General features: G+C 67.4%; 29 protein-coding genes and 2 pseudogenes. 9 read left to right on the top strand and 22 right to left on the bottom strand.

Annotated elements, in window-relative coordinates:
- The 12 genes from ACRYLO_RS16130 to ACRYLO_RS16075 are packed head-to-tail and all read right to left on the bottom strand — an operon-like array spanning position 1 to position 10,117.
- Positions 1-252 (bottom strand): flagellar biosynthetic protein FliO, encoded by a 252-nt coding sequence (locus ACRYLO_RS16130; protein WP_224922002.1) that lies wholly within the window; start codon positions 250-252, stop codon positions 1-3.
- A gap of 9 nt (positions 253-261) precedes the next feature.
- Positions 262-552 (bottom strand): flagellar motor switch protein FliN, encoded by a 291-nt coding sequence (gene fliN, locus ACRYLO_RS16125; RefSeq protein ID WP_257843981.1) that lies wholly within the window; start codon positions 550-552, stop codon positions 262-264.
- Positions 549-1,490: a FliM/FliN family flagellar motor switch protein gene (locus tag ACRYLO_RS16120; RefSeq protein WP_482661089.1), complete on the bottom strand. Its 942-nt coding sequence runs from the start codon at positions 1,488-1,490 to the stop codon at positions 549-551. Before ACRYLO_RS16120 ends, fliN begins: the two co-directional genes overlap by 4 nt.
- A 27-nt stretch (positions 1,491-1,517) precedes the next feature.
- Positions 1,518-2,126 (bottom strand): flagellar basal body-associated FliL family protein, encoded by a 609-nt coding sequence (locus tag ACRYLO_RS16115; RefSeq protein ID WP_482661088.1) that lies wholly within the window; start codon positions 2,124-2,126, stop codon positions 1,518-1,520.
- A gap of 22 nt (positions 2,127-2,148) precedes the next feature.
- Positions 2,149-3,354, bottom strand: coding sequence for a flagellar hook-length control protein FliK (locus ACRYLO_RS16110; RefSeq protein ID WP_482661087.1), 1,206 nt, complete (start codon positions 3,352-3,354; stop codon positions 2,149-2,151).
- A gap of 27 nt (positions 3,355-3,381) precedes the next feature.
- Entirely contained in the window at positions 3,382-3,810 is a 429-nt protein-coding gene (locus ACRYLO_RS16105; RefSeq protein WP_482661086.1) for a hypothetical protein, read from the bottom strand.
- On the bottom strand, positions 3,803-5,131 hold the full coding sequence (locus tag ACRYLO_RS16100) for a FliI/YscN family ATPase (RefSeq protein ID WP_482661085.1): 1,329 nt from the start codon (positions 5,129-5,131) through the stop codon (positions 3,803-3,805). Before ACRYLO_RS16100 ends, ACRYLO_RS16105 begins: the two co-directional genes overlap by 8 nt.
- Positions 5,132-5,137: 6 nt before the next feature.
- Positions 5,138-5,842, bottom strand: coding sequence for a FliH/SctL family protein (locus ACRYLO_RS16095; RefSeq protein WP_482661084.1), 705 nt, complete (start codon positions 5,840-5,842; stop codon positions 5,138-5,140).
- A complete protein-coding gene (gene fliG / locus ACRYLO_RS16090; protein ID WP_482661083.1) occupies positions 5,835-6,845 on the bottom strand; it encodes a flagellar motor switch protein FliG in 1,011 nt (336 codons plus the stop codon). The genes ACRYLO_RS16095 and fliG overlap by 8 nt, the downstream gene beginning before the upstream one ends.
- Before the next feature lies 1 nt (position 6,846).
- Entirely contained in the window at positions 6,847-8,496 is a 1,650-nt protein-coding gene (gene fliF / locus ACRYLO_RS16085) for a flagellar basal-body MS-ring/collar protein FliF (RefSeq protein WP_482661082.1), read from the bottom strand.
- 2 nt (positions 8,497-8,498) lie between these two features.
- Positions 8,499-8,867, bottom strand: a complete 369-nt coding sequence (gene fliE, locus ACRYLO_RS16080; RefSeq protein ID WP_294017619.1) for a flagellar hook-basal body complex protein FliE — start codon at positions 8,865-8,867, stop codon at positions 8,499-8,501.
- Positions 8,864-10,117 carry a sigma-54 interaction domain-containing protein gene (locus ACRYLO_RS16075; RefSeq protein WP_482661081.1) on the bottom strand — a complete coding sequence of 418 codons (1,254 nt, stop codon included), beginning with the start codon at positions 10,115-10,117 and terminating at the stop codon, positions 8,864-8,866. The genes fliE and ACRYLO_RS16075 overlap by 4 nt, the downstream gene beginning before the upstream one ends.
- A gap of 244 nt (positions 10,118-10,361) precedes the next feature.
- Between ACRYLO_RS16075 and ACRYLO_RS16070 the strand changes: the two are divergent.
- Together ACRYLO_RS16070 and ACRYLO_RS16065 are read left to right on the top strand one after the other, a co-directional pair.
- Positions 10,362-10,718: pseudogene (locus tag ACRYLO_RS16070) on the top strand (flagellin N-terminal helical domain-containing protein); the annotation flags it as partial.
- A 987-nt stretch (positions 10,719-11,705) separates the two neighbouring features.
- Positions 11,706-11,960: pseudogene (locus ACRYLO_RS16065) on the top strand (flagellin); the annotation flags it as partial.
- Positions 11,961-12,233: 273 nt separating this feature from the next.
- Here the strand turns inward: ACRYLO_RS16065 and ACRYLO_RS16060 are convergent.
- From ACRYLO_RS16060 to ACRYLO_RS16015, 10 genes are all read right to left on the bottom strand, one after another.
- Positions 12,234-13,619 (bottom strand): M28 family metallopeptidase, encoded by a 1,386-nt coding sequence (locus ACRYLO_RS16060; protein ID WP_482661080.1) that lies wholly within the window; start codon positions 13,617-13,619, stop codon positions 12,234-12,236.
- Between the two features lie 59 nt (positions 13,620-13,678).
- Entirely contained in the window at positions 13,679-14,032 is a 354-nt protein-coding gene (locus ACRYLO_RS16055) for a YbaN family protein (RefSeq protein ID WP_482661079.1), read from the bottom strand.
- 204 nt (positions 14,033-14,236) lie between these two features.
- Entirely contained in the window at positions 14,237-14,977 is a 741-nt protein-coding gene (locus tag ACRYLO_RS16050) for a sigma-70 family RNA polymerase sigma factor (protein ID WP_482661078.1), read from the bottom strand.
- Entirely contained in the window at positions 14,974-17,064 is a 2,091-nt protein-coding gene (flhA, locus tag ACRYLO_RS16045; protein WP_482661077.1) for a flagellar biosynthesis protein FlhA, read from the bottom strand. The genes ACRYLO_RS16050 and flhA overlap by 4 nt, the downstream gene beginning before the upstream one ends.
- 6 nt (positions 17,065-17,070) lie before the next feature.
- Positions 17,071-17,946 carry a lytic transglycosylase domain-containing protein gene (locus ACRYLO_RS16040; protein ID WP_482661076.1) on the bottom strand — a complete coding sequence of 292 codons (876 nt, stop codon included), beginning with the start codon at positions 17,944-17,946 and terminating at the stop codon, positions 17,071-17,073.
- A 93-nt stretch (positions 17,947-18,039) separates the two neighbouring features.
- On the bottom strand, positions 18,040-18,360 hold the full coding sequence (locus ACRYLO_RS16035) for a flagellar protein FlgN (RefSeq protein ID WP_482661075.1): 321 nt from the start codon (positions 18,358-18,360) through the stop codon (positions 18,040-18,042).
- Positions 18,347-18,631 carry a flagellar biosynthesis anti-sigma factor FlgM gene (gene flgM / locus ACRYLO_RS16030; protein WP_482661074.1) on the bottom strand — a complete coding sequence of 95 codons (285 nt, stop codon included), beginning with the start codon at positions 18,629-18,631 and terminating at the stop codon, positions 18,347-18,349. The genes ACRYLO_RS16035 and flgM overlap by 14 nt, the downstream gene beginning before the upstream one ends.
- 251 nt (positions 18,632-18,882) lie before the next feature.
- Positions 18,883-19,389, bottom strand: coding sequence for a flagella basal body P-ring formation protein FlgA (locus tag ACRYLO_RS16025; RefSeq protein WP_482661073.1), 507 nt, complete (start codon positions 19,387-19,389; stop codon positions 18,883-18,885).
- Positions 19,386-19,928, bottom strand: coding sequence for an OmpA family protein (locus tag ACRYLO_RS16020; protein ID WP_482661072.1), 543 nt, complete (start codon positions 19,926-19,928; stop codon positions 19,386-19,388). The genes ACRYLO_RS16025 and ACRYLO_RS16020 overlap by 4 nt, the downstream gene beginning before the upstream one ends.
- Complete coding sequence (locus tag ACRYLO_RS16015; protein WP_482661071.1) at positions 19,925-20,611, bottom strand: motility protein A; 687 nt, start codon at positions 20,609-20,611, stop codon at positions 19,925-19,927. The genes ACRYLO_RS16020 and ACRYLO_RS16015 overlap by 4 nt, the downstream gene beginning before the upstream one ends.
- Positions 20,612-20,834: 223 nt before the next feature.
- On the opposite strand from ACRYLO_RS16015, the gene flgB reads away from it, so the two are divergent.
- The 7 genes from flgB to ACRYLO_RS15980 are packed head-to-tail and all read left to right on the top strand — an operon-like array spanning position 20,835 to position 25,872.
- A complete protein-coding gene (gene flgB / locus ACRYLO_RS16010) occupies positions 20,835-21,188 on the top strand; it encodes a flagellar basal body rod protein FlgB (protein ID WP_482661762.1) in 354 nt (117 codons plus the stop codon).
- A 2-nt stretch (positions 21,189-21,190) separates the two neighbouring features.
- Positions 21,191-21,604, top strand: coding sequence for a flagellar basal body rod protein FlgC (flgC, locus tag ACRYLO_RS16005; protein WP_294017630.1), 414 nt, complete (start codon positions 21,191-21,193; stop codon positions 21,602-21,604).
- A complete protein-coding gene (locus tag ACRYLO_RS16000; protein WP_482661070.1) occupies positions 21,604-22,290 on the top strand; it encodes a flagellar hook assembly protein FlgD in 687 nt (228 codons plus the stop codon). The genes flgC and ACRYLO_RS16000 overlap by 1 nt, the downstream gene beginning before the upstream one ends.
- Before the next feature lie 21 nt (positions 22,291-22,311).
- Entirely contained in the window at positions 22,312-23,601 is a 1,290-nt protein-coding gene (locus ACRYLO_RS15995) for a flagellar hook protein FlgE (RefSeq protein WP_482661069.1), read from the top strand.
- 26 nt (positions 23,602-23,627) lie between these two features.
- Positions 23,628-24,371 carry a flagellar basal-body rod protein FlgF gene (gene flgF, locus ACRYLO_RS15990; protein WP_482661068.1) on the top strand — a complete coding sequence of 248 codons (744 nt, stop codon included), beginning with the start codon at positions 23,628-23,630 and terminating at the stop codon, positions 24,369-24,371.
- A gap of 24 nt (positions 24,372-24,395) precedes the next feature.
- Complete coding sequence (flgG, locus tag ACRYLO_RS15985; RefSeq protein ID WP_482661067.1) at positions 24,396-25,184, top strand: flagellar basal-body rod protein FlgG; 789 nt, start codon at positions 24,396-24,398, stop codon at positions 25,182-25,184.
- Positions 25,185-25,194: 10 nt separating this feature from the next.
- Positions 25,195-25,872, top strand: coding sequence for a flagellar basal body L-ring protein FlgH (locus tag ACRYLO_RS15980; RefSeq protein ID WP_482661066.1), 678 nt, complete (start codon positions 25,195-25,197; stop codon positions 25,870-25,872).
- The last annotated feature ends 1 nt before the right edge of the window (position 25,873 follow it).

The following is a 25,873-nucleotide window of genomic DNA, read 5'->3' as shown; positions in this document are numbered from 1 at the left end:
TCATCCGTCGATCCGGTCGATCAGGGTGACGCCGTTACGGCTGACCGAAACGAGCAGGCGCTTGCCCTCGACCTCCAGCACCGCGATGCGGGTCCCGGTCGAGACCATCATCGTCTCACGCACCTTGAGCATCCGGTCGCCCTGATTGCCGGGCAGACGCGCCTCGAGCTTGCGCCAGAGATAGAGGCAGCCGATCAGCAGGCCGCAGACGAGCGGCAGCAGCACGACCAGCTTGAGGATGTAGGACCACATCATGGTCGATCAGCCCCGCTTTTCGGGCGCGACCAGCTCGGTCATGCGCACGCCGAACTTGTCGCCAACGGTGACCACCTCGCCCCGTCCGATCAGCGTGCCGTTGACGAACACGTCGAGCAGTTCGTCGGCCTCGCGGTCGAGTTCGATCACGCTGGTTTCGGCGAGCGCAAGCAGTTCGCGCAGCGTCAGCGTGGTCGACCCGATCTCGACGGTCAGCTTGACCCCGACATCCTGGAGCAGGTGGAAATTGGCGGCGGCCGCGGTCTCGGCGGCGAAGCTGCCGGTCATGTCGTTCATCGTGCGTCCTCGAGCTCAGGGGTGTCGAAACGGGTCAGGCGGATGGCGGCGCGGCCATTGGCGGTGCCGACGGTGCCGCATCCGATGCGGCGCGGGCCGACCATCACCGGCACATCGGGGCCGAAGCTGATCGGAATGACGTCGCCGGGCTTGAGCGCCATCAGCGTCGAAGCGGGTACGATCGGCTCGGCCAGCACCGAGCGGACCGGCAGGCGCACGCCGAGCGCGGCGCGGGTCAGGCAATTGCGCCAGTGCGGCTCGACCTCAGGCTCGCCACCGATCACCTTGGCGGTGAGCGCGGGGCTCCAGGGTTTGAGCGCGCTGACGGGGTAGAGAATGTCGATCCAATGCGGCTTTCCCCCGCCCTGCGCGATGCCGATGCGGGTGACGACCATCGCATCGCCGCCGTCAATCTCTGGCGCGACCGATAAGGGCGTCGGCGCGGGGACGAATGCGAAGTCGATATCGGCGAGCAGCTCCCATGCCGGACGCAGCTGCGCGGCGATGCTGTCGGCGATGCGGCGGAGCAGGGTTTCGGCCGATCCGGTGAAGTCGGCGGGCATCGGCTGGGGCGCTTCGCCATCGCCGCCAAAGAAGCGGTCGAGCATTTCATAGGCGAGCTTGCCGTCGATCAGGATGAAGGCGCGACCGCGGCCCGGCGTCATTGCCAGCGGCAGCCAGGCGGTGAGGCCATTGGGCCGCTCCGCGCGGTAATCGGCGTGGCGCTGCACCGCCAGCGGCTCGGCCCAGACGCGCAGCCCTTCGCCGAGCAGCGGTTCGAACACGGGCTTGAGCGATTTGGCGAGGCGCGCGGTCAGGTGCTGGACGCCGTGCAGGTCGCCGAACGGGTTGAGGTTGGCGGCCCCGAGCGCCGGTGCGTGTTCGGCACCGGCGCGCGAACGCTCGCGCCGTTCGGGCGCGCTTCCCTGAAGGGTCATATCTGAAGGGCCGTTAACCATGCCCGTTCACTGAACGATGAAATTGGTAAAATAGACGTTAGCAATCCCGCCAAATCCCTCTTTTTCCTTCAGGACGCCGTTGATTGCGGCGGCGAGGCGCTTTTGCAGGCGGGTTTTGCCGTCGGCGGTGAAGACATCGTCCTCCGCCGTTTCGCCGAGCGCGAGCAGAATCGCCGAGCGCACGGCGAGTTCATGCGTCTTCAAATTCTCGACGACGCGATTGTCATAAGGGGTCGAGACGGCGATGCCGACCTGAACGAAATGGACGCTTTCGCGCAAATTGGAGGTGAACTCTTTCTCCAGCGCGTAATAGTTGGACGCGTATTTGTCGCCGCCCTCGCCCTTTGGCGTCGGCTTGCCCGTGCTCTCGCCGCCCTCTTCGCCTTCCTTGCCAGCCGACGCACGCACTTCCTCGCTCTTGGGGACGAGGCGCGGCGTGTCGGCGTCGGCGCTCTCGCCCTGCGCACCGCCGCCGAGCAGGCCGGAATTGGCGGCATAGAGTCCGCCCCCGACCCCGCCGCCGATCAGCACGACCAGGCCGGTACCGATCATCAGCCATTTCATCATGCCGCCCTTCTTCTTGGCGGGTGCGGCGGTTGCTTGGGTATCGCTCATCTCAAATCCCCCTCAGGATGGTTCAGGCAACCCGCGCGTCGGACGCGGTCCCGGTGTCCGCACGCGCCGATGCCGGGCGGGCGGGTGTGGATTGTTGTTGCTGCTGCTGCGGCTGGCCGCGCGCGTCGGTCCCGCCGCCATCGACGCTCGACTGGCCGAGCTTCAGCCCGCGCGCTTCGGCGAGTTCGGCCAGGCGCGGGGCGGCGTCAGCGAGCAGCTGGCGAGTCGCGGGATTTTCGGCGGTGAAGTGCACCTGAAGCCGATCGCCGTCGCGGCGGATCGAGATATCGACCGCGCCGAGATTCTCGGGCGCGAGGCGGATGCGCGTGTCCGCCGCCTCGACGCCATCACGCAGCGCGGCGATCCGTTCGATCATCTTGCCGGTCCAGTCGTCGCGGCTGAGGTCGAGCGGGGCCTGATCGGCCGGTGCGGTCGCCTGTACGGTGGTACGCTGGACGTCGAGCGACCGCAGCAGCTGGATCTCCGGGCTGGCGGGATCGGCCGGCGTGGCGGTGTCGAGCAGCTCGACCAGCGGCGCGGCGAGCGCGGCGGCGAAGACCTGTGCGGCGGGTGCGGCTTGCACGACCGGCGGCGGCACCGGAGCGGCTGTCATCGGGGCGGCTGTGATGGCGGCGGGCGTGCGGATCTCGGGCGCCGCGGCGGTGGCGCGGTCGGCCCGCACCTCCGCCGCGGCGACCCCGCCCCCGACGCCCGGCTCGGCCTGGGCCGGAACCGGATCGCGCCAGGTGCGAAGCGGGGTGGAAACTGGGGTTGCCGCAGGAGCGGCAGGGGCGGGTGCGAGCGACGCGGCAAACGCGTCGCCGTCTGCGGCATCACCTGGGAGCGGCGCGGCCTCGCCCAGATCGGCTGGCAGCGCGGCGGCCTCGACCGGATCGGCAATCGGCCCGTCGCTATGCGCGCTGGGCGTGCCAACCGCGACGCGTGCGGGCAGCGGGGTTTCGAGCGGCAACAGGGCCATGCCCTCGGGCATCCATGCCAGCAGCGCTTCATCCTCGTCGGTGTCGCCTTCCGCCACGCCATTGCCGGAGACCGGCAAATCCTTGCCGGTGCAGGCAACCGGCTTGCCGGTCGTCGGTGCGATGCCGGGCATCACGCAGTCGAGCGCAAGCTTGAGATCGAAGCCTGCGGGCCCGGCGGCAGGCGCGGCGCGCGGCACAAATCCCGGCGGGGACAGCGTAAGTGCGGTCGAGGCGAGCAGGTCGGTCACGTCGGGCGAAACTCCTTCGCCCGGCAATCAGCAAGGATCGTGCCGTTTTCGTGGGATCGCCGGCATATCCTCCAGCGCGCGCATTGCGCGGCGGGCAGCATTGGCTTCGGCGCGCTCGATCAGCTTCTCGATCGCGCTCTGGTCGCGCTTGGCTTCCTGCGTCGCGCTGCGGGCGTGGTCGAGCCCGCGCTGTGCATCTGCAACGCGGCGCTCGGCCGCGAAGGCGGACTGGTGGAGCCGTTCGCGATAATGCGCGGCGGCGATCAGGCTGGTGGCGCTGCCGGGAAGCGGGGCTGGCGCGGGGGCGACGCCCTGCGCCAGCGATTCGATGCGCGCTCGCAGCGCCTGTTCGGCGGCGACCTTCTCGCGCGCCGCCACCTCGCTCGCGCGCACCATGTCGAGCTGGAGTGTGCGGACGCGGTGCAGGCGGCCGAGCTTTTTGGCGTGTTTATCCATCCCCGAACACGCCGACCAGTTCGGTCACGGCTTCGTCGAGGCTGACCGTTTCGTCATAGGGCTGGCGGATATAGTCGAGCACGGTGTCGTGGCAGGCGATTGCCGCGTCGATCTGAGCGTCCGCGCCGGCGCGATAGGCACCCATCAGCACGAGATCGCGATTCTCCTCATAGGTGGCGAGGTGACGGCGCAGCACGCGCGCGGCGGCGACGTGCTTCTTGTCGGCGATATCGGTCATCACGCGGCTGACCGATGGCCCCAAGTCGATCGCGGGATAGACGCCGCGTTCAGCGAGCGCACGGCTGAGCACGATATGGCCGTCGAGGATCGAGCGGGCGCTGTCCACGACCGGATCATTGCCGTCGTCACCATCGGCGAGCACGGTGTAGATTGCGGTGATCGACCCGCCGGTATGGACGTCGGTCCCGGCGCGTTCGATCAGGCTGGGCAGCATCGCGATGGCGCTGGGCGGATAGCCGCGCGCGCTGGCGGGTTCGCCGAGCGCCAGGCCGATCTCACGCCCCGCATGCGCGACGCGGGTGAGCGAATCCATGATCAGCAGCACCTTCTTGCCCTCGTTGCGAAAGGCTTCGGCGATGGCGGTGGCACGCAGCGCGCCGCGAATGCGGAGCACCGGCGAGTGGTTGGCGGGGACCGCGACGACCACGGAGCGCGCGCGCGCCGCGCCCGCGACCTTGGTCTCGAGAAAGTCGGACACTTCGCGTGAGCGCTCGCCGATTAGGCCGATGACGATGACATCGGCCTTCGCCGCACGGACCATCATGCCGAGCAGCACCGATTTGCCGACGCCCGATCCCGCCATGATGCCGACGCGCTGGCCCTGACCGATCGTCAGCAGGCCGTTGATCGCGCGCACCCCGACATCCATCGGTTGAAGCACGCGGCCGCGGTCGAGTGGCGACTGGATCTTGCCCGCGAGCGGCCATTTGCCTGCGCCGCGAATCGGACCAAGCCCGTCGATCGGCTTGCCTGCGCCATCGACGACGCGACCGAGCATCGCCGCGCCGACCTCCGCCTCGCCCGGCGGGCCGACGGGACGCACCGGGGCGTTGGGGAGCAAGGCGGCGGGCCCGCCGAGGTTCATCAGCAAGGTCTTGCCGCCGCGAAAACCGATCACTTCGGCTTCGACGCGATGCTCGCCGGTCCCGATCGCGCAGACCGTGCCCACGGGGAGCGAGAGGCCGACCGCCTCCATCAGCAATCCGTCATAGGAGGACAGGCGGCCCGACACCTTGGGCTGTGGCCGGAATCCACCACCGGCAAGGCCGTCGAGATAGGCGACGCTGAAATCGTTGAACATGCGCCCTCAGATCGCGGGAGGAATCGGCACGCGGTCGATCGCCTGCGCCAGCTGGTCGAGCCACAGGTCGGGCCCATCCTCGACGATGGTCGAGGCGCTTTCGATGACGAAGGCGCCGCGCTTGAGCTGGGGGTCGCCCACGGGGAAGACGGTCTTGGGCAGATGATCCTGCACCAGGGCGACGTCGTCGGGATGGAGTCGCAGGATCGCCGATTCGGCGCTGTCGGCGAGCAGATCGGTCGCCGCCTCGATCCGGGCGGCGAGGATGTCGGGGGCAATCCCCGCCTCACCGATCATTTGCGTGACGAGATGCAGCACGGTCTGGCGCAGATGGCCCGCCATGCGGGCGCGATCGAAATGTGCGCCGCGGGCCAGCGCTTCGCTGACCTGCGCGAGCAAGGCGGCCTGTTGCGCGGCGGACGCATCAGCCTCGGCGCGCCCATCGGCGAGCCCCTCGGCATAGCCGGCGGCGCGCGCGGCGGCGACCGGATCAACGAAGGGCGCTGGCTCAGCCGCCTTGTCCGCCTCGAACATGTCCCAGCCCTGGGTCGGCTTATGGCCCGGTGCATCGGGCGCGAAGTGGCGCGGGGTTGCGGGCGGACGGGGCGCGATGGCGCGCGCGGCAAACGCGTCGGGCGGGGCGAAGGCGCGCTTGAGTGCGTCGGCGATCCCGTCGCTGCGCGCGGCAAGGCCGGGGACGAAATTAGACATAGTCGTCGTCTCCGCCGCCGCCCGGCATGGTGATCGTGCCGTCCTTCACCAGCTGGCGCGCAATCGCGATCATCGCCTTTTGCGCGTCGAGCACCTCGGCCATCTTCATCGGGCCGCGCGCTTCGAGTTCGTCGCGGATCGTGTCGGCCGCGCGGCTCGACATGCAGGCGAGGAACCGGGTGCGCGCCGCCTCGTCCACGCCCTTGAGGCTGCGGACCAGGATATCGCTGTCGATGTTGCGCAGCAGCGTGCCCATATTCTTGTCGTCGAGTTCGAGCAGATTGTCGAAGACGAACATCGCCTCCTCGATCGCGCGGGCGATCTCGCGGTCGATCTTGGCGAGCTTGGGCATCACCTTCTGTTCGGTGATCTTGCGCGCGGAGGACATGATCTTCGCGGCCTCGCGCGCGCCGCCCATCTGGACGCCCGCGACACGCTTGGGCTGGCCGGCATGGCGTTCGAGCACCTGGGTCAGCGTCGCGATTGCATCCGGGGTGACCGGCCCCAAGCGCGCGACGCGGCGCAGCACTTGCGGCTGGGTCGCCTCGGGCAGCATTTCCAGCACCTGCGCCGCAACCGCGGGGTCGAGATGCGCCAGCAGCACGGCGGCAATCTGGGGATGCTCATCCTCCAGCATGCCGGCAATCTCGGTCGCATCCATCCAGGCGAGCGCGGCGATCGATTCGGCTGGCTCGGGCGGCAGGATGCTGGCGAGCACTGCGCCCGCCCGCTCCGGCCCCAATGCGCGGGTAACGACGGTTTCCAGCTTGGGCCGCGGATCGAACTGGATCGCGCTGCGCTCCTGCGCGCGGCCGGTGAAATCGTCGAGGACCTGCGCCATTTCCCATTCGCTGACGTCAGCGACGGCCATCATCGCGGCGCCGAGCTGACGCACTTCATCGGGATCGAGCTTTTGCAGGATCGCGGCGGCCTCTTCATCGCCGACGACCATCATCAGCACGGCGGCGCGCTCGACCCCGGTAAAGTGACGCGGCGCGTTCATCTCACTGGGCCTCCGTGCGGATCATGTCGCGGACCGCGAGCGCGGCGCGCGCCGGATTTTCGCGGGTAAAGTCGCGCACCAGCCCGACCCGGTCGCCGAGCGACAGGCCCGAACCCGCGAGCATCTCCGGGCTGACCGGCGTTGGCAGCTGCACGCCATCGGCGGCACCCATCGGCGCACCGGCCGGACGCGTATCGTCGCGGCGGCGCATCAGCGCACGGGCCAGCGGGCGCACGCCAAGCAGCAGGACCAGCAGCGCGATCACCAAAGCGGTGACGTTGCGTGCAACCATCGCGAACCACGGCGTTTCGTAGAAGGGGACACCCTGTGCCTCGGCATTGGCATTGGTGCTGAACTTGCGGCTGACCACGGTGACCTGATCCTGGCGCTCGGCCTTGTAGCCGACGGTCGCCTTGACCAGCTCGTCGATCTGCCGGATTTCGACCTGGCCGCGCGGCTTGCCCGGCTCTTCGCGCAGCAGCACTGCGACCGACAGTCGCTTGATGTTGCCGGGCATGTTCCGGGTGACGGAGACTTCACGGCCATTGCTGTAGCTGCGGGTGAAGCTGTCGCTCTGCTTCATCCCCGGCGCGGCGGCGGGGGGCGCGGGCTGGCCAGCCTCAGCCGGAGCCCCGGGCGTCGGCGTCGCGACCGTGCTGGGCGGCGGCGGCACGTTGGACAGCGCGCCGGGAATACCGCCGGGTGCACCCGCACCGTCGCGCGGCGCGCCGGTCCAGTTACCCTGTTCGGCGCGCACCACAGTGCCGTCCTTGTCATAGCTTTCGCGGGTCGCCTGGCTTTCGTCCAGATCGACCTCGGCCTGAACCTCGGCGCTGAAATTGCCGGCACCGAGCAACGGGGTGAGCAGGGTCACGAGCTGCTGCCGCACCTTGGCCTCAACCCGGTTCTGGATATCGATGCGTGCGTCGCCGGCGCTGGTCTCCTGCCCCGATTTGCTCAGCAGCGCGCCCATCTGATCGACGATGGTGACGGCATCGGGCTTCATCCCCGGCACCGAAGAGGCGACGAGGTTGACGATCGAGCGGACCTGCGCTTCGGACAGGCTGCGGCCGGGCTGAAGCTTGACGATCACCGATGCGCTCGGCTCGGCCTTGTCGCGCACGAACACGCTGGCTTCGGGGGTAGCAAGGTGCACGCGCGCCTCGGCCACCGTATCGATCGCACCGATCGAGCGGGCGAGTTCGGTTTCGCGCGCCTGGCGCAACCGTTCCCCCTCGACCGCGCGGCTTGCGCCCATCGGCATCGTGTCGAGCAGCGCATAGCCGCCCGGTGCCGCCTTGGGCAGATCCTGCCCGGCGAGCAGCATCCGCGCCTTGTGATAATCGTCTTCGCCGACGGTGATCGATCCCGATCCGTCGATGCCATTGGCGATGCTGGCAGCGTCGAGCGCCTGCGCGACCGCCGCCTTGTCGCTTTCGGGCAGGTTCGCGAACAACACCCGCTGCGGCGGGGTCGACAGCATCATCCAGGCGAGCGCTGCAGCGCCGATCAGGCCGAGCATGAAGATCAGCGGCAGGCTGCGCTTGACCGCGGGCTGAGCGAACAGGTCGCCCATCTGCTTGAGGGGGTTAGCCGTGCCGCCGCTAGTGGCAGGGACAGGGGCGTCGGTGGTAGCGATGGCGTTGCTCATGATCAGACCGGCATGCTCATGATGTCACGATAGGCGGTCAGCAGTTTGTTCCTGACCTGTAGCGTCGCTTCGAACCCGACCGACGCCTCCTGACGGGCGAGCATCACCTTGGCGATGTCGACCGTTTCGCCGCGTTCATAGGCGGCGGACAATTCGCTGGCGCGGGCCTGTGCGCCGTTCACCTTGCCGACCGCCTGCTCCATCGTGTCGATGAAGCTGGACGGGCCGGCGGGCTGGCCGAGCGGCGCGCCGCCCGAAACGGATGCGCCGCTGGTCGCGCGCTGCAGCGCTTCGTTGCGCTCGAGAATCTGGGCGCGCAGCTGCATCACCCGGTCGACGCCACCCGCGCCGCCAATTCCGCTCACGCTCATGCGCTAATCCTCCGGACAAGGTCTTCGCCCTGCTCGCGCGCCTTGGCGAGGCGGTAGCGCAGCGTGCGTTCGGAAATGCCAAGCCGCTTGGCCGTTTCGATCCGGCTGCCGCCGCATGCCGCCAGCGTCTCGCGGATCGCCGCGAATTCGCTGAGCTGGACGATGTTGCTGAGCTGGCCGGGTTCGGCCTGGACCGGCGCCGCCACCATCGCGGGACGATCGAAAATCAGGTGATCGGGCGTGATCGCATCGCCCATGCACAGCAACAGCGCCCGCTGGATGACATTCTCGAGCTCGCGGACATTGCCGGGCCAGTCATGTGCCTGCAGCACCGCCAGCGCCTCACGCGTCACCCAGGGCAGCCGCGCACGGCCAGCACTGTGACGCAGGACCATCGCCGCCGCCAGCGCGGCGACATCGCCGGGACGTGCGGCCAGTTGCTTGGTCGACAGCGGGAACACCGACAGGCGGTAGTAAAGGTCGGCGCGGAAGCGGCCTTCCAGCACCTCGGTCTGAAGGTCGCGGTTGGCACAGGCGATGACGCGCACGTCGATCTTTTCGGCCGCGGTCGCGCCGATCGGCACCACTTCGCGCTCCTGCAGCGCGCGCAGCAGCTTGGCCTGAAGCGCGAGCGGCATTTCGGCGACTTCGTCGAGGAGCAGCGTGCCGCCATTGGCCGCGCGGAAAAAGCCTTCGCCCGAAGCATTCGCCCCGGTGAACGCGCCCTTTTGGTGCCCGAACAGCAGCGCTTCGAGCATGGTTTCGGGCAGCGCCGCGCAATTGACCGCGATGAACGGGCCGTCGCGGCGGGTGGAGCCATTATGGATCGCTTTGGCCAGCACTTCCTTGCCGGTGCCGGTCGGGCCATTGATCAGCACGGTGATGTCGGCAACCGCGACGCGTTCGGCGAGCGCATAGAGCGCCAGGCTTTCGGGATCGGCGGCGACGGGTGCATGCGCGCCACGCAACATCGCGCTGGCAAAGCCGGTTGCGACGGCGTTGTCATCGGCACCGAACGACAGGCGTGCGGGATTGCCGTCATGGAACGGGATCGCCGCGACCGGCCCCTCGGCCAGCACCAGGGTGCGGGCGGAGACCGGGGGCGCTTCGCCCTCGATGATCATGAACAGGTCGCCGGACATCGGCTTCACCTTGTCGGCGGCACCGATCGTGAACCCTTGCGAGCGCAGCGCCGAAACCAGCGCATAATGCTGGCGAAGGACTGCGGCCGACGGAAAGATGGTCTGCATTCGAACCCCCTGTTGAACGGGGGAATGCGGGATTGGTGGTAAACGCCGAGTAAACCAATTCAAAAAAACAGCGATTTTCGGCTCCAGTTAGCCGCGCGTGCCTCTACGCGCGCGCGAGACCGACGAAAAACTGCGCAGAAAACTGCTTAATCCGCCGCCCACCCTGCCGTTCACCCCATTGGCGGCTCGGGCTCTCTCGCATTCAGGGGGGAACGGGAGACGCCGGATTGAACGGAGACGAAACATGACTGTTATCGGAACGAACATCGCGAGCCTGCGGGCCGCGAATGCGTCCAAGATGGCGTCGACCTCGCTGCAGAGCGCGATGGAGCGCCTGTCGACCGGCAAGCGCATCAACAGCGCCAAGGACGATGCAGCCGGTCTCGCCATTGCGAGCCGCATGACCAGCCAGATCAAATCGATGACCGTGTCCATCCGCAATGCGAACGACGGCATCAGCCTCGCGCAGACCGCGGAAGGTGCACTGAGCGAAGTCACCAACATGCTTCAGCGCATGAAGGAACTGGCGACCCAGGCATCGTCGGGCACCTATTCGGACGACGACCGCAAGAACATGCAGACGGAAGTCACCGAACTGGCGGGCCAGGTCAACGACATCCTGAAGAACACCAAGTTCAACAATGTCCAGCTGTTCGCAACGGACGCCGACATCACCAAGACCATCCAGGTCGGATCGAGCGCGGACCAGACGGTTTCGCTCAAGATCACCAAGCTCGACCTGTCGTCAATCACCGGCCAGACCATTGCGGCTCCGGTCGAAGCGGTCGAAGGCGGCGAGGGTGAAGGCGAAGGCGAAACGACCTACTCGCTTCAGACGCTGGGTTCCGGCGACGATCGTATTGGCACCGAATATACGGTGTCGGCAGACGACGCCGCCAATGGCGCAACCTTTACGATGGCCGAGGGCCGTGAGGTCCAGCTCAAGGTCGGCGACAAGATCTCCGACGGCGCGGGCGGCACCAAGACCATCGCCGATGGCGATACCGAGCTGGATAGCCTCTACACCGTCACCGCCGACGACATCGCCGACGGCGCCGAGATCAGCGCATTCACATCGCCTGCTGAGAATGATGTGATCAAGCTCGCCGAAGGCGACAAGGTCTGGGCCGCCGACGCCGTTGAAGAAGCGGGTGAGGCCGAGGAAGCGACTGGCGAGCTCGAAACGCTGGGTTCGGGCGACGATCGTATTGGCACCGAATATACGGTGTCGGCAGACGACGCCGCCAATGGCGCAACCTTTACGATGGCCGAGGGCCGTGAGGTCCAGCTCAAGGTCGGCGACAAGATCTCCGACGGCGCGGGCGGCACCAAGACCATCGCCGATGGCGATACCGAGCTTGACAGCCTTTACACCGTCACCGCCGACGATATCGCCGACGGCGCCGAGATCAGCGCATTCACATCGCCTGCTGAAGGCGATGTGATCAAGCTGGCCGAAGGCGACAAGGTGTGGGTCGCGGCGGAAGCCGGTGAAGGCGAAGGCGAAGGCGAGGGTGAAGGAGAAGGCGGCGAAGCCACCGTACTTCAGATCGGCACCCGCAGCGACGCTTCGACCGCGCTCAAGACGATCGACGACGCGCTCGACGCGGTGGCATCGACCCGGGCCAGCCTGGGCGCCGCGCAGAGCCGCCTGGAATCGGTGGTCAACAACCTGACGACCAATTCGACCAACCTGACCGAAGCGCGCAGCCGCATCGAAGACGCCGATTTCTCGGCCGAAACGACGGCGCTCGCCAAGGCGCAGATCCTGAGCCAGGCATCGACCGCGATGCTCGCCCAGGCCAACCAGTCGCAGCAGAACGTTCTTTCGCTGCTTCGCTAAGCGTGTGCCGGTCGGGGCGTCACCCCCCTGACAGGCGCCACGGCCGGTCACCCTTCCCTGTTGGAAGGGCATGCGAGGAAGCCCCGGTGGTCGAAAGGCCGCCGGGGTTTTTCTTTGTTTGCTTGCCGCGCGTTGCGCGGGGCGGCACCGGCCCGCTCCCCCACGGGGTCCCCGCAAAGTAATACTTTGCGGGGCTACCCGCACCCGGCCACCCATAGAATACTGGCGCAGGGTGTCCGGGTGGGGGAGCGGGCTGGTGCCGAAGGGTTGCCCCTACTCGCCCGGTTTGCCGCCGGGGGTCCAGTCGGGGCGATAGTCGCCATCGGCGAGCCAGCGGACCGGGCCGATCAGCGACTGGACCGCGCGGGCCATGAACGGGATGTCGAGATTGGCGATCGTATCCTGCGGCGAGTGATAGGTCGGGGTCACCGCCCAGCCCGAAATCGTGTGCGCCACCACCCCGCGCAGAGCGAGCTGGTAGTTATCCGACCGCGCAAAGAAGTTCTGCTCCGGATAGGGATCCTTCGCCACCAGCGCGCCGCGCTCGACCAGCGCCGGGCCGAGCGTCGAGCGTTCGAACCCGGTCATCATCATCGTGCCGGCGGGCAGTTTGGGATCCTGCGCCCCGATCATCTCGAAGGCGAGGTTGGCGACGATGTCGCCAAGCGGCACCGGCGGCGCGGCGGCGAAGGCGCGCGATCCGAACCCGCCCATCTCCTCCGCGCCGAACGCCGCAAACAGGATGCCGCGCTTGTGCCGCTTGCCGCTGCTCAACGCATGGGCGAGTTCGAGCACGGCGGCGACGCCCGAGGCATCGTCGTTCGCGCCATACATCACCGTCCCGTCGGGCTGGACGCCGAGATGGTCGACATGCGCGGCGAGCAGGATCACCCCGGCCTTGGGATCGGTGCCGGGCAGATAGCCGATCGCGTTGGTCGTCTCGACCTCCTCGCGGATCAGGTTCAGCTTCATCTCGACCGGTTTGCCCGCCGCCTTCGCCGCCTTGTCGAACGCTGCGGCGGGCAGAACGATGACCGACAGGCTGTCCTTGGGCGGCTGTCCCGCCAGATAGGAAGTCAGGCGCGGCTGCTTGCCGATCATGTCCCACAATTTCGCCGTCGCCTCGCTCGCGCGCAGCACAAGCAGCTTGGTCCCCTTGCCCCGGGTCGCGCGGATCGCCGCCGAGGGGGAGATGTTCGCGCTGGCCATAAACAGCACCTCGCCGGCCGGGATCGCCGCTGGATCGTCGCCGGCATAGACCGCCGCATTGCCCGCCGCGCGATCCGCGCCGCCCAGGATCAGCGTGGCCCCCTTCACTGCCTTGCCTGCGACAATGACCGTCGGTTCACCGTCGAGACGCGGGCGGATGACCTTCACCTTCTGCACATAAGAGTCCGCGCCCGGCGCAGGCTGCAGCCCATAGCCCTGAAAGCGCGCCGCGACATAGGCGGCGGCAATCGCCTCGTCGCGCGTCGCGCTGCCGCGTCCCTGCAGCTCCGGCCCGGCGAGGAAGCGGACATGCGCCGAAATCCATTCGGGCTTCACGGCCCAATCGGTCGCCGGCGCGGCGCTGGTGACCGGCGCGGGCGCGGCGGTCTGGGCGATAGCGGGCGTGGCGAGCGCGGTGCTGAGCAATGCGGCGGCGAAGATACGCTTCATGAAAAACCCCCTGATTGGACCTGCGCGACCCTAACGGGGACAGCGCGCAGGGCAAGGCGTCAGGCTTCCGGTCGGGTCCACAGCCAGCCGCCGATCACCACCGCCGCGCCGATCGGGATCAGTGGCCAGGGCATGGCGGTGAATGCGAGGGTCAGCGCGATGCTGATGGCGAAGGCGATGGTCGCGGCAATCTTGCCGCTCCGGCTGACCGCGCCGTTCACGCGCCAGCGCGTGATGTGCGGGCCAAAGCGCGGATGCTCAAGCAAGCGGCGTTCGAGCGCGGGCGAGCTGCGCGCAAAGCAATAGGCCGCCATGATCACGAACACGGTCGTCGGCATCACCGGCAGCACCGCCCCGATCACCGCGAGGCCAAGGCACAGGAACCCGGCGATCAGATAGAGATGACGACGCACCCCGCTTGCGTAGCACGGCAGTCGCGACTGTCTCGCAAAAAGAAAGCGGGCGCGCTGCGCCTCTGATCCTCCCCCGCCGGGGGGAGGTGGCGCCGAAGGCGTCGGAGGGGGAGGACGGCTGTTCGCTTGAGCCTCTTGCCGGCGTGCTTCCTCCCCCTCCGTCAGCTGCGCCGACACCTCCCCCTTGCGGGGGAGGATTAGGGGTTACCCCAACCGCCGCATCAGCCCCTTCTTCAGCCGGTCGTGCGCGCTCTTCTTGATCTGACAGATCCGCGCGGCGCCGACCCCGAGCACCTGGCCGATCTCCTCGAGGTTCAATTCCTCGACATAATAGAGCTGGATCACCAGCTGCTCCTTTTCGGGCAGCTCGGCGATCGCTTCGATCAGCGCCTCGCGCTGGTCGGCATCGGCAAGCTGGTCGAACGCGTCGGGTTCGTCGGACATGAACCACGGGCCTTCGTCCGAATAGACATCGTCGATCGAATCAAACCGCACGGCTTCGGCGCTGGCATAGTCGCTGCGCAGCTTCTCCACCGTAACGCCCAGTTTCGAGGCGACCGCCGCCTCGTCGGGCCGCGCGCCATCGGCGGCGAGCGCGGTGACCGCATCCTGATAGGCGCGGCGGCGCTTCATCGCGCCGCGCGTGATCGTCGCCTGGCGCCGCAGCTCGTCGATCATCGCGCCGCGCACGCGGGTGTGGAGATACTGGTCGAAGCTGACGAGGCCGCGATCCTCGAAACTGCCCGCCGCCTCGACCAAGGCGACCAGCCCGATCTGGACCAGATCCTCGACATCGATCAGCGTGCTCATCGACCCATGGACATGCCAAGCAAGGCGGCGGACCAGCGGCATATGCTTGCGCACCAGCGCGTCCATGTCGCGCCGCGTGTCGCCACGGCGATCATAGGTCAGCGCGAATTCGTTCGGGGCGGGCTGATAGGTCATGCGGCAAGTGCCTCCGGTGCGCCGATCACGGCGACGACCTCGACCGACTTGTCCTCGGGCACTTCAAAGAAGCTCATCACCGGGGTGTCGGGCAGGACGGTGCGGACGAGTTTGCGGATTGCGATGCGGATGGTTGGCTGGACGACCAAGGCGAACGGCTTGGCCTCGGCGACGAGCGGCTGGGCGGCGCGTTGCAGCGCGTCGACGATGCGGCGGCCAAGGTCTGGCTCGATCGTGTGGCGCTTGGCCGGATCGGACCGGATCGCCTGACCCAGCAGCGCTTCGAGCTGCCCCTCCAGCGTCATCACGCGCAGCGGTTCGCGAACCCCGCACAGCCGCTGGATGATCAGCGGCCCAAGTTCGGGGCGGATCAGCTCGATAATCTCGTCGGCGTCGGCGGAGCGCTGTGCAGCGAGCGCGATCGCGGCGGCAATGCGGCGGAATTCCTTGAGCGGGATATTCTCCGCCAGCAGCCCGCGCAGCACCTGTGTCAGCGTCGTGATCGACAGCGGGTTGGGCGAGAGCGACGCGACCAGCTGCGCCGCGCGCTCGCGCAGTCCGTCGAGCAGCGCCTGCACCTCGTCCGGGCCGAGCAGGTCGGCGGCATTCTGGATCAGCGCCTGGTTGAGGTGCGTCGCCATCACCGTGCCGGGATCGACCACCAGCCAGCCCTGACCCGTAGCGGCATCGGCGTCGGCGGGCGATATCCACATCGCATCAAGGCCGAAGGTCGGGTCCTTGGCGCGCTTGCCCGGCAGGGTGCCGACCGCCTGGCCGGTGTCGAGCGCCAGCATTTCGTCTGGCGAGACGCTGTCCTCCCCGATCACCACGCCGCCGACGACGATGCGATAGGCATAGGGCGCCATGTTGATGTCGTCGCGCACCCGCACCTGTGGCACGACGAAGCCGAGTTCCTTCGACAGCTGGCGCCGCACGCCGGTGATCCGGCCCATCAGCGCGCCGCCACGGCGTTCGTCGACCAGCGGGACCAGGCCATAGCCGATGTCGATCATCACCTGCATATTGTCGGTGACTTCGTCCCAGCCGATCCGCGAGGGGTCGACCGGCTCGGCCGCCTCGACGATGGCGGGGGGCGGCGGCAGCTTGCTCGCGCGCCACATCTTCCACGCCATATAGCCTGACCCAGCGGCAGCGGGCAGGATGATGAAGGCGGGCATGCCGGGGAGGAAGGCGAGCAGCCCGGTGATCACCGCGACCGGAGTCCAGGTGCGGTGGCTGGCAAACTGGCTGCCGATCTGACCGGTCAGGTCCTGATCCTTGTTCGCCGACACGCGCGTCACGATCGCGGCGGCCGCGATCGAGAGCAGCAGCGCCGGGATCTGCGCGACCAGCGCGTCGCCGATCGCGAGAAGCACATAGGTCTGCGCCGCCTCACCCAGTGTCAGGCCATGGCTGACCGGACCCAGGATCAGGCCGCCGATGATGTTGATGAACAGGATCAGCAGGCCGGCGACCGCGTCGCCCTTCACGAACTTGGACGAACCGTCCATCGCGCCGTAGAAATCGGCTTCGGTCGATACCTCGATCCGGCGCGCCTTGGCTTCGTCGGGGGTGATCAGGCCGGCATTGAGGTCGGCGTCGATCGCCATCTGCTTGCCGGGCAAGGCGTCGAGGGTGAAGCGCGCCGACACTTCCGACACGCGACCCGCACCCTTGGTCACCACGATCATGTTGATGATGATCAGGATCGCGAACACGAACAGGCCGACGACATAATCGCCGCCGATCATGAACGTCCCGAACGCCTCGATCACATGGCCGGCCGCCGCCTCACCCTCATGCCCGTGACCCAGCACGACGCGGGTCGAAGCGACGTTGAGGCCGAGGCGAAACAGCGTCGCGAAGAGCAGCACGGTCGGGAAGGCGGAAAAATCGAGCGGCTTTTGCGCGTTCAGCGCCACCATCAGCACGGCAAGGCTGATGATGATGTTCATGATGAAAAAGACGTCCAGCAGGAAGGTCGGCACCGGCACGACCATCATGCCCACGAGCACGAGGATAGCGACCGGCAAAGCAAAGCTGCGCAGGCCGGGGAGGATGCCGCCCTTGAGAGTCAGTGCGTTCATCGCGGATCAGGCCCCCATCTGCGCGAGCATGAGATAGGCCAGGCGCGCCGTTTCCGGCGTCGGGCGCAGCGGATTGACGGTCGGCAGCGCCGATGCCTTGAGCCGTCCTGCATTCTCCAGCCGGTCGAGCGTGGTCAGCCAGCCGCGATCCTGCCCGACCGCGTCATTGCCCAGCACCACTTCGACATCCTCGCCGAGCGAAGCGACGAGCGTCTGGAAGCGGGCGTCGAGGCTGCCCGATGCAGCGCCGGTCGCTCCGACTGCGGCGGCACCGCGATCGAGCTTGCCGGCGAAGCGCTCATAAATCTGGCCGAGCGAACGCTGCGAACCGTCGGCGGCATAGAAGATGTTGCGGTTGGCGCGCGCGGCGGCGGGAAACAGGTTCGCCGCGCCGCGTGTCGGGTCGGCGTCCATTGCGCGCAGGAACTTGCGCGCGCCGCCAAGGCCCAGGAAATGCGCCATGTACAGGTCGGTCCCGGTCGCCTCGCGCCCCAGCGATGCTTCCAGTGCATCCTTGTTGTCACTGGCATGTTCGGCCGCCATCAGCGACGCGGCCTGCGGATCGTTGCGCAGCGACAGGATCGCCTGACGCGTTGCCGGATCGGACACGGTGAAGCGGCCATTGGCGGTCTGGCGGATGCTGTCCGCCGCCCAGCCCAGGCCATGCTTCTCGCCATGATCCTTGACCACGCCGAGCCAGCTTTGTTCGATGAACTGATAGAGGCCGGTGGCGCTGGAGGTGCGCGCGCGCGCATCGGCACGCATGCCGCTTTCGACCTGCGCCTGGCCGAGCAGATAGTTGAAGTCGATGCCGGTCTTCTGGCTCGCCGTCGCGATCGCCGTGGTGACGTGCGTTCTGGCTCCGATCGAAGGTACGGTCATAGGCCTTGCTTCTCATCCCCTGGGGTCTGGGTGAGATCAGCAAAAGGCGTGCCAGTTTTGTTTGGGAGGCGGCACCGCGTCAGCGATGCCTAATCAACCATAACCACCGGCAACTGCCGACCGGTAAGACGGCAAATCATTGCCGGTCAGTGCCGTCAGCCGCCGCCGCACATTGGCGGCCATCAGGTTGACATAGATGCGGCAGCTTTCGTTCAGCCGATGCGCTTCCTCGGCCAGCGCCTTGAGCTCGCCCGACAGCGCGGGATCGTCGTCATTGGCGGCCCCCACCGCCTCGATCCCGATCAGTTTGTCGCGCGTCGCGCGTTCGAGCGCGGCGACATCGTTGGCCTTCAGCGCGGCGATCTCGGCGTGCAGCGCCTCGATCACGCGGATCAGGGCGTCATGCCTGGTCATTCGGGTTCCACTGCAACTTGAGCGCGAGCAGCCGGTCGGCGATCGTCGAGGGGACCAGCGGGAAATTGCCGTCGGCAATCGCCTTCTTGATCCGCGCGACGCGCTCGGCATCGACTGGAGCGCTGGCCGCAGCTGATTGGGTCAGCGATGCGGCGGCGCTGGTAGTGGCGGCCTGCGTTGCACCCTCCACCGACCGCACGGGCGCGGCAGCGGCAACCGGCGTGAGCCGGGGGGCGAGTGATGCAGGCTTGAAGCCGACTGGATCCACCATGTCTGCGACCCTTTTTCTGCGGACATACGCAAAAACGACGCTTTGACGGGGAGCTTTAGGAAAAAATGCAGGGGCGGCGAATTTTTCTTCCGGGAGCCGGGAAGAACAATCCTCCCCCGCCAGGGGGAGGTGGCGCCGAAGGCGACGGAGGGGGAGGAAGCACGACGGCAAGAGGCTCAAGGACGAAGCCGTCCTCCCCCTCCGTCACGCTGCGCGTGCCACCTCCCCCTGGCGGGGGAGGATTGGCTGGTTCAATCCCCGAAACCGGGCAGGCGCGCACGGCCGGGGCTGAGCGCGATGGCCGCGACCGGCGGGCGCTTGTCGTCGGTCTTGACCAGCACGCGCGCACCGACCGCCGCATCGCCCATCGCCAGCCCTTCACGCGTGATCGAGAAGCCGGCAGCACCCGCCTCCAGCATCACCGGATCGCCGCGGCGGATGATCAGTTCGGGCTTTGCCGCGACCGGCGATGGTGCCGCAGCAGTCGGAGCCGCCTTGGGCAACGCGTTTATCGCGACGAACACGCGCCATTGCTGCGGCCCCTGACAGCGGATCACCACCGCATCCTCGGCCGGCGAGCGCCAGCTGAGCTGCGGCGCATCGCACGCGGCGAGCTTGAGGCGCTTGTCCACCGCTGCGCGCGCCCCGCCCTCTGCCCCGATCGGGGCACCGGCGAAGCGTTCGACCAGCTGGTCGAGCGCCTCGGTCGACTGGAAGGCGGCCGAGGGGCCGGACAGGGCGATCAGGAGTGCGATCATTGGGACTCTCCAGCTTCTGATGGGGGATCGCCGGCAAAGCCGACGGACAGGGTCACGGCACGGCGCTGGCCGGGCGCGACGCGAAGGATGAGGCGCGACGGTGCAACCGCGCCTTGTGCAACCAAGGCAGCGGCGACCGCGCGGGCGCGGTCGGCGGCGAGGATGGCGGCGCTGCCGGTGCGCGGATCGACATCGTCGGTAAGCGCGGTCGATCCAGTGATGGTGATGACCGTTCGGCCATCGCGGGCGGCATCGCGGGCCCAGGCGATGGTCGCGCTCAGGTCAGCCTCAGCGCTACCGGGCGCATAGCCCTCGACCCGCGCCCGTGCGACCGCCATCGGATCGACGGGTGCCGGGGCTTCGGTGCCAAAGCCGCTGCGCAACCCGGCGAGCAGCTTGCTGCGATCCGCCTCACGATGTGCTTGCAGCAGGACGAAGAAGCCGATCAGCAGCAGTGCCAGATCGGCAAGCGTGATCAGCCACGCTGACCGCGCCGGCGCGATGTCGTCCCAGCTATCCGGGGTCAGCGCTGCGCTCATGCCGCCATCTCGCGTTTGCGCGCACGTTCGAGCGTGGCGAGGCGTGCCAGTGGCGCTGCAAGCCGCAGCCGTTCGGTGGCCTCGACTCGCGCAAGGCGCTTCAAGCGCGCAACGATCGGCATGGCGACCAGATTGGCGAGCAGCGCGCCATAGAGCGTGGCGAGCAGCGCCACCGCCATCGCCGCGCCGATCCGGTCGGGATTGTCCATCGCCGCGAACATGCGGACCAGGCCCAGGATCGTGCCGATCAGGCCCATGGCCGGCGCGGCCTCGGCCACCCCGCTCCACAGTTCGATCACCGCGCGGTGCCGCTCGGCACGCATTGCGGCGCGGTCGCGGACGATCGCCTCGATCTCCGACTGGCTCGCGCCATCCACGGCGGCGGCGACCGCCGCCGCCATTTCGGGATCGTCGATCACCGACCGGTCAAGCGCGATCAGCCCATGGCGCCGCGCGATCTTCTCGAGCGACCCGGCCTGCGCGATCAGCGGCGCGGCATCGAACGGGCGGCGGGCAAGCGTCTTGAGCGCGATCAGCCCGCGCCCGACATCGACCAGCCGATGACGCAGCAGCACGCTGGCCGCTGTCCCGCCCAGCACGATGGCGAGCGCCAGCGGGTCGAGCAGCACGGATGCGTCGAGCGGGGCCAGCGCGGCAAGTTCGGCGGGTGCGGCACTATTCATGCGCGAGAGCTTTGCAAGCACCGGGCCAATTCACGCGCGGGCAGGGAAACTCCGGGAAGGGCATGCGCGACCGGCAAAAACGGCAAATCCGCTGCCGCCACCCGGCAAATCCTTGCCGCCCCTACCCGTCAAAGCGGCAAATGCGACGATTCCGGCCCGCCCCCCGGAAATTGGCACGCCCATTGCTAGGAACCGTCCGAACATTGGCATGAGGACCGTTCATATGGGCAGCAACAGTCTCTTCGGGGTGCACGGCGCGGCGCTTCAGGTGCGTTCGCAGCGCATGGGCGTGCTCGCGTCGAACATCGCGAACGCCTCGACCCCCGGCTACAAGGCGAAGGATATCGACTTTCGCGCGGCGCTGAACGCGATCGAGACCCCGGGTATGGCGGGGGCCGATCCGATCAGCGGTGCGACCAAGTACCGCGTGCCGCTGCAGTCCAGCCTCGATGGCAACACGGTCGAGCTCGCGACGGAACAGACCGCCTTTGCCGAGAATGCCGTCGCCTATCAGACGACGCTCGCCTTCCTCAACGGCCGCATCGACACGCTCAAGCGCGCGCTGAAGGGAGAATAAGAATGTCCGACCAGCCGCTTTCCATCTTCCAGGTCGCGGGCCGCGCCATGTCGGCGCAGCTCGTGCGGATGAACACCACCGCCTCCAACCTCGCCAATGTCGGCCAGGTCGCGTCCAATCCGGGCGAGGCCTATCGCTCGATGAAGCCCGTCTTCCGCACGCATTTCGATGCGGCGAGCGGGATGGCGACGGTCGATGTCGAAAGCGTCGTCGCAGCGGGCGAAGCGCCGACCAAGCGCTACGACCCCGGCAACCCGATGGCCGATGCCGAAGGCAATGTCTGGGAAAGCGCGGTCGATGAGACCCGCGAGCTGGTCGACATGATGGAGACCGCCCGCACCTATCAAAACAATGTCGAAGTGATGCAGACGGCCAAGACGCTGATCACCCAGACGCTCAACCTGGGACGCAGCTGATGACCGCTTTCGACACGACGCTGAGCAACCTTGGCATCGCCCGTACCGGCACGACCAATCAGGCGAGCACCAATTCGCTGGGTTCGTCGGAAATGGACCAGGCCGACTTTCTGACGCTGATGACCGCGCAGATGAAGAATCAGGACCCGTTCGATCCGGTCGACAACACCCAGATGGTGGCGCAGATGGCGCAATTCTCGTCGCTGGCCGGGATCAGCGAGATGAACACGACGCTGCAGGCGATCGCCGCCAAACTCGGCGGGACCAGCACCACCGACATGGTCGCATGGGTCGGCCGTACCGTGCTGACCGAGGGCAATGTCGCCTATCCGCGCACCGACGGCTCGCTAGGCGGGATGATCGAACTCGGTGCGGAAGCCGCCGAGGTCAATGTCGTGATCGAGGGGCCGAACGGCGAGATCCTCAAGAGCGTTGCGCTTGGCGCCGCGCCGGCCGGCCGCACGGAATTTGAATGGGACGGCACCACTGACACCGGCGAACCGGCCGGCGATGGCCCCTTCACCATCCGTGTCGCCGCACGCGATGCCAATGGCGCTGCCGTTACCGCCAAGTCGCTCGTCTGGGCCCCCGTGACCTCGGTCGCGATGGGCAGCGACGGCAACCCCGTCCTTACCCTGCCTGGCATCGGCCAGGTGTCCACCACCGCGATCCGCCAGATCGGCTGAGTCCACACAGGAGCCTATTCGATGTCCTTCTACACCTCGCTCTCGGGTCTTCAGGCGGCGCAGACCGACATGTCGACCATCAGCCACAATCTGTCGAACGTCTCGACCAACGGCTTCAAAAAGAGCCGCACCGAATTTGCCGACGTCATCGCGTCGAGCGTGTCGCTCAACCCCAACCAGATGATCGGGTCGGGCACGGTGGTAAAAGCGATCCGCCAGCAATTCGGCCAGGGCGGGATGCAGCAATCGGCGTCCAGCCTCGACATCGCGGTCGCCGGCGACGGCTTCTTCGCGGTCAAGCCGAGCCTGGATGCGGCGGGCGTCAACTTCACCCGCAACGGCAGCTTCCTGGTCGACAGCAACCGCTATGTCACCGATTCGCAGGGCGGCTATCTTCAGGTCTATCCGGTCGACGGATCGGGCGCGGTGGTCGCCACCGGCCTGGGTTCGACCGTGAACCTGCGCCTGCCGCAGACCAGCGGCGTGCCCGAAGCGACCGAGAATGTCGCGCTGTCGCTCAACCTGTCGGCCTATTCGTCGGTCCCGTCGGAAGCGTCGCGGTTCAGCGAGGATACGCCCTATGCGTTCGATCGCTTCGATCCGGGCACCTACAACAACTCGACCCAGACCACGATCTACGACGCCAGCGGCAATCCGCTGACGATGACCAGCTATTTCGTGCGCGAGACGACCGAAGCGCCGTCGACCTGGTCGGTCTATACGTTCGTCGGCGACAAGCAGCTCGGCACCGATGCAGCCAATCCGCAGCCGGTGACGCTGACCTTCGACGCCAACGGTGCGCTCACCAGCCCGAGCGCGCCGACCCAGTTCGCGCCCTTTACCGTCGGATCGAGCACGACCGAGCAGAGCATCGCGCTCGACTTCGGCGGCGCGACCACGCAACTCGGGGCACCGTTCAGCGTCGATAGCCGCAGCCAGGATGGCAAGGCAGTCGGCCAGCTCGACGGCGTGACGGTGGGCGAGGACGGCATCGTCCGCGCCAGCTTCTCCAACGGCGACAGCCTGGCGCTGGGCAAGGTGGCGCTCGCCAACTTCTCCAACCCCTCGGGCCTGCGTCAGCTCGGCAACTCGACCTGGGCCGCGACCGGCCTGTCGGGCGAACCGCGGCTGGGCGAGCCGGGCGTCAACGGCTTCGGGGGCCTGATGTCGGGCGCGATCGAGCGCTCGAACGTCGATATTACCGAGGAACTGGTCGGCCTGATCGCGGCGCAGCGGAACTTCCAGGCGAACGCCAAGGCGCTCGATACCGCGAGCCAGATCTCGCAGACCATCTTCAACATCCGCAGCTGATTTCAGCGATTTAGGAGGCATTCGCGATGGATAGACTCGTCTACACCGCCCTGTCCGGCCTTAAGGGCCAGATGCAGGCGCAGGCGACGATCGCGAACAACATCGCGAACGCCTCGACCATCGGCTACCGCGCCGACCGCGTCAATTTCGAGCGCCTGCTGGTGCAGGGCGACGGCCATGACAGCCGCCAGCCCAGCGTCGAGACGGTGGTCGATATGGATCGGCGCGCCGGCGCGATCACCCAGACCGGTCGCGGTCTGGACATCGCGATCACCGGCGAAGCCTGGCTTGCAGTGCAGGCCGCCGATGGCAGCGAAGCCTATACCCGGCGCGGCGATTTGCGCGTTGCGCCGAGTGGCGTCTTGGAAACCGGCGACGGTTTCCCGGTGATGGGGTCGGGGGGCCCCATCACCGTGCCGCCCCACGACAAGATCATGATCGCTTCCGATGGCTCGCTGTCGATCGTGCCTCCGGGCGCCGATCCGACCCAGCCGCCGCAGGTAATCGACCAGATCAAGCTGGTCAGCGATGCCGGAAGCACCACCGTCAAGGGACTGGACAATCTGCTCCATGTCCGCGGCGGCGGCGCGCTGCCGCAGGATCTGGATGCGACGGTGATGTCCGGCGCGCTCGAAGGATCGAACGTCAACCTCACCCAGGCGCTGGTCGACATGATCGAAAACCAGCGCAGTTACGAGGTGCAGGCGAACCTGCTGCGCGAAGCCAAGTCGATGGACGAGAGCGCCGCATCGCTGATGCGCGTCAGCTAAGAATTTTCAGGAAGGATTAGACCCATGGGTTCCGCAGCAATGCACATCGCGCGCACCGGGCTTGACGCTCAGGACATGCGCATGCGGGTGATCTCGAACAACCTCGCGAACGTCAACACCACCGGGTACAAGCGCGATCGGGCGAGCTTCGAGGCCTTGGCCTATCAGGTCGTCACCGCTCCGGGCGCAGCGAGCACTGCCGAGACCAAATATGCCACCGGTACCAATCTTGGCACCGGCGTGCGCATTCAGGGGACGGCCCGGATCGACACCCAGGGTGCAATGCAGACCACCGGCAACGCGCTCGACATGGCGCTCGACGGCAATGGCTATTTCCAGGTGCAGATGCCCGGCGGCCAGCTCGGCTATACCCGCGCCGGCAATTTCGCGCGCTCGCCCGAGGGCATGCTGGTGACCAGCGAGGGCTATCAGGTGATGCCCGGCATCACGGTTCCCGATGGCGCAACCTCGATCACCGTCGGCAGCGATGGCACGGTCAGCGCGACCATTTCGGGCCAGACCGAGGCGAGCCAGATCGGCCAGATCCAGATCGCCGCCTTCCCCAACAGCGCGGGGTTGCAGGCGATCGGCGACAATTACCTCGTCGAAACCGCGGCGAGCGGTGCGGTCAACCTTGGCATCGCCGGGCAGGATGGGCGCGGCAATATCCGTCAGGGCATGCTCGAAGGGTCGAACGTCAATGTCGTCGAGGAACTGGTCGACATGATCGAGACCCAGCGCGCGTACGAGGTCAATTCCAAGATGATCTCCGCGAGCGACGAGATGCTCCAGTACATCAACCAGAATGTCTGAGGGCCATATGATGCGCACTTTGTCCGCCCTCGCCGCCCTCACCGCCTGCGCCTTCGTCGTGCAGCCGGTCGACGCGAAGCTGTTCGGCAAGAAGAAGCCGGCGGAGGATTTCACCGTTACCCTGCCGACGCCGACGCCCGCGCCGCCCGCAGCCAATGGATCGATCTTTCAGGTCAGCGAAGGCTATGCCGCACTCCACGAAGGCACGCGCGCACGCCGCGTCGGCGATCCGGTGACGATCGTGCTGGTCGAGCGCACCAGCGCGTCCAAATCGGCCAGCACCGATCTCGACAGCGGCGGCGGCTTTTCACTGACGCCGCCGACCACGGGTGCGCTCAACCTGTTCAACCAGAGCGATGCCAGCATCAGCGGCAAGCGCGGGTTCAAGGGCACCGGGGCCGCCGACCAGTCCAACGCGCTGTCGGGCGAGATCAGCGTGACCGTCGCCGCCGTGCTGCCCAACGGCACGATGCTGGTGCAGGGGCAGAAGCGCGTGACGCTCAACCGCGGCGACGAGTTCGTGCAGATCAAAGGCATCATCCGCCCGACCGATATCGATGCGAACAACCGCATCGCGTCGACCCGCGTCGCCGATGCCCGCATCGCCTATACCGGCAAGGGCGATGTCGCCCGCGCCGCCCGGCAGGGGTGGTTCAGCCGCTTCTTCCAGGCCATCAGCCCGTTCTGAG

The sequence above is a fragment of the Sphingomonas sp. SDUR79 genome, from assembly GCF_056821745.1.
This window is presented reverse-complemented; position numbering and strand designations above follow the sequence as displayed.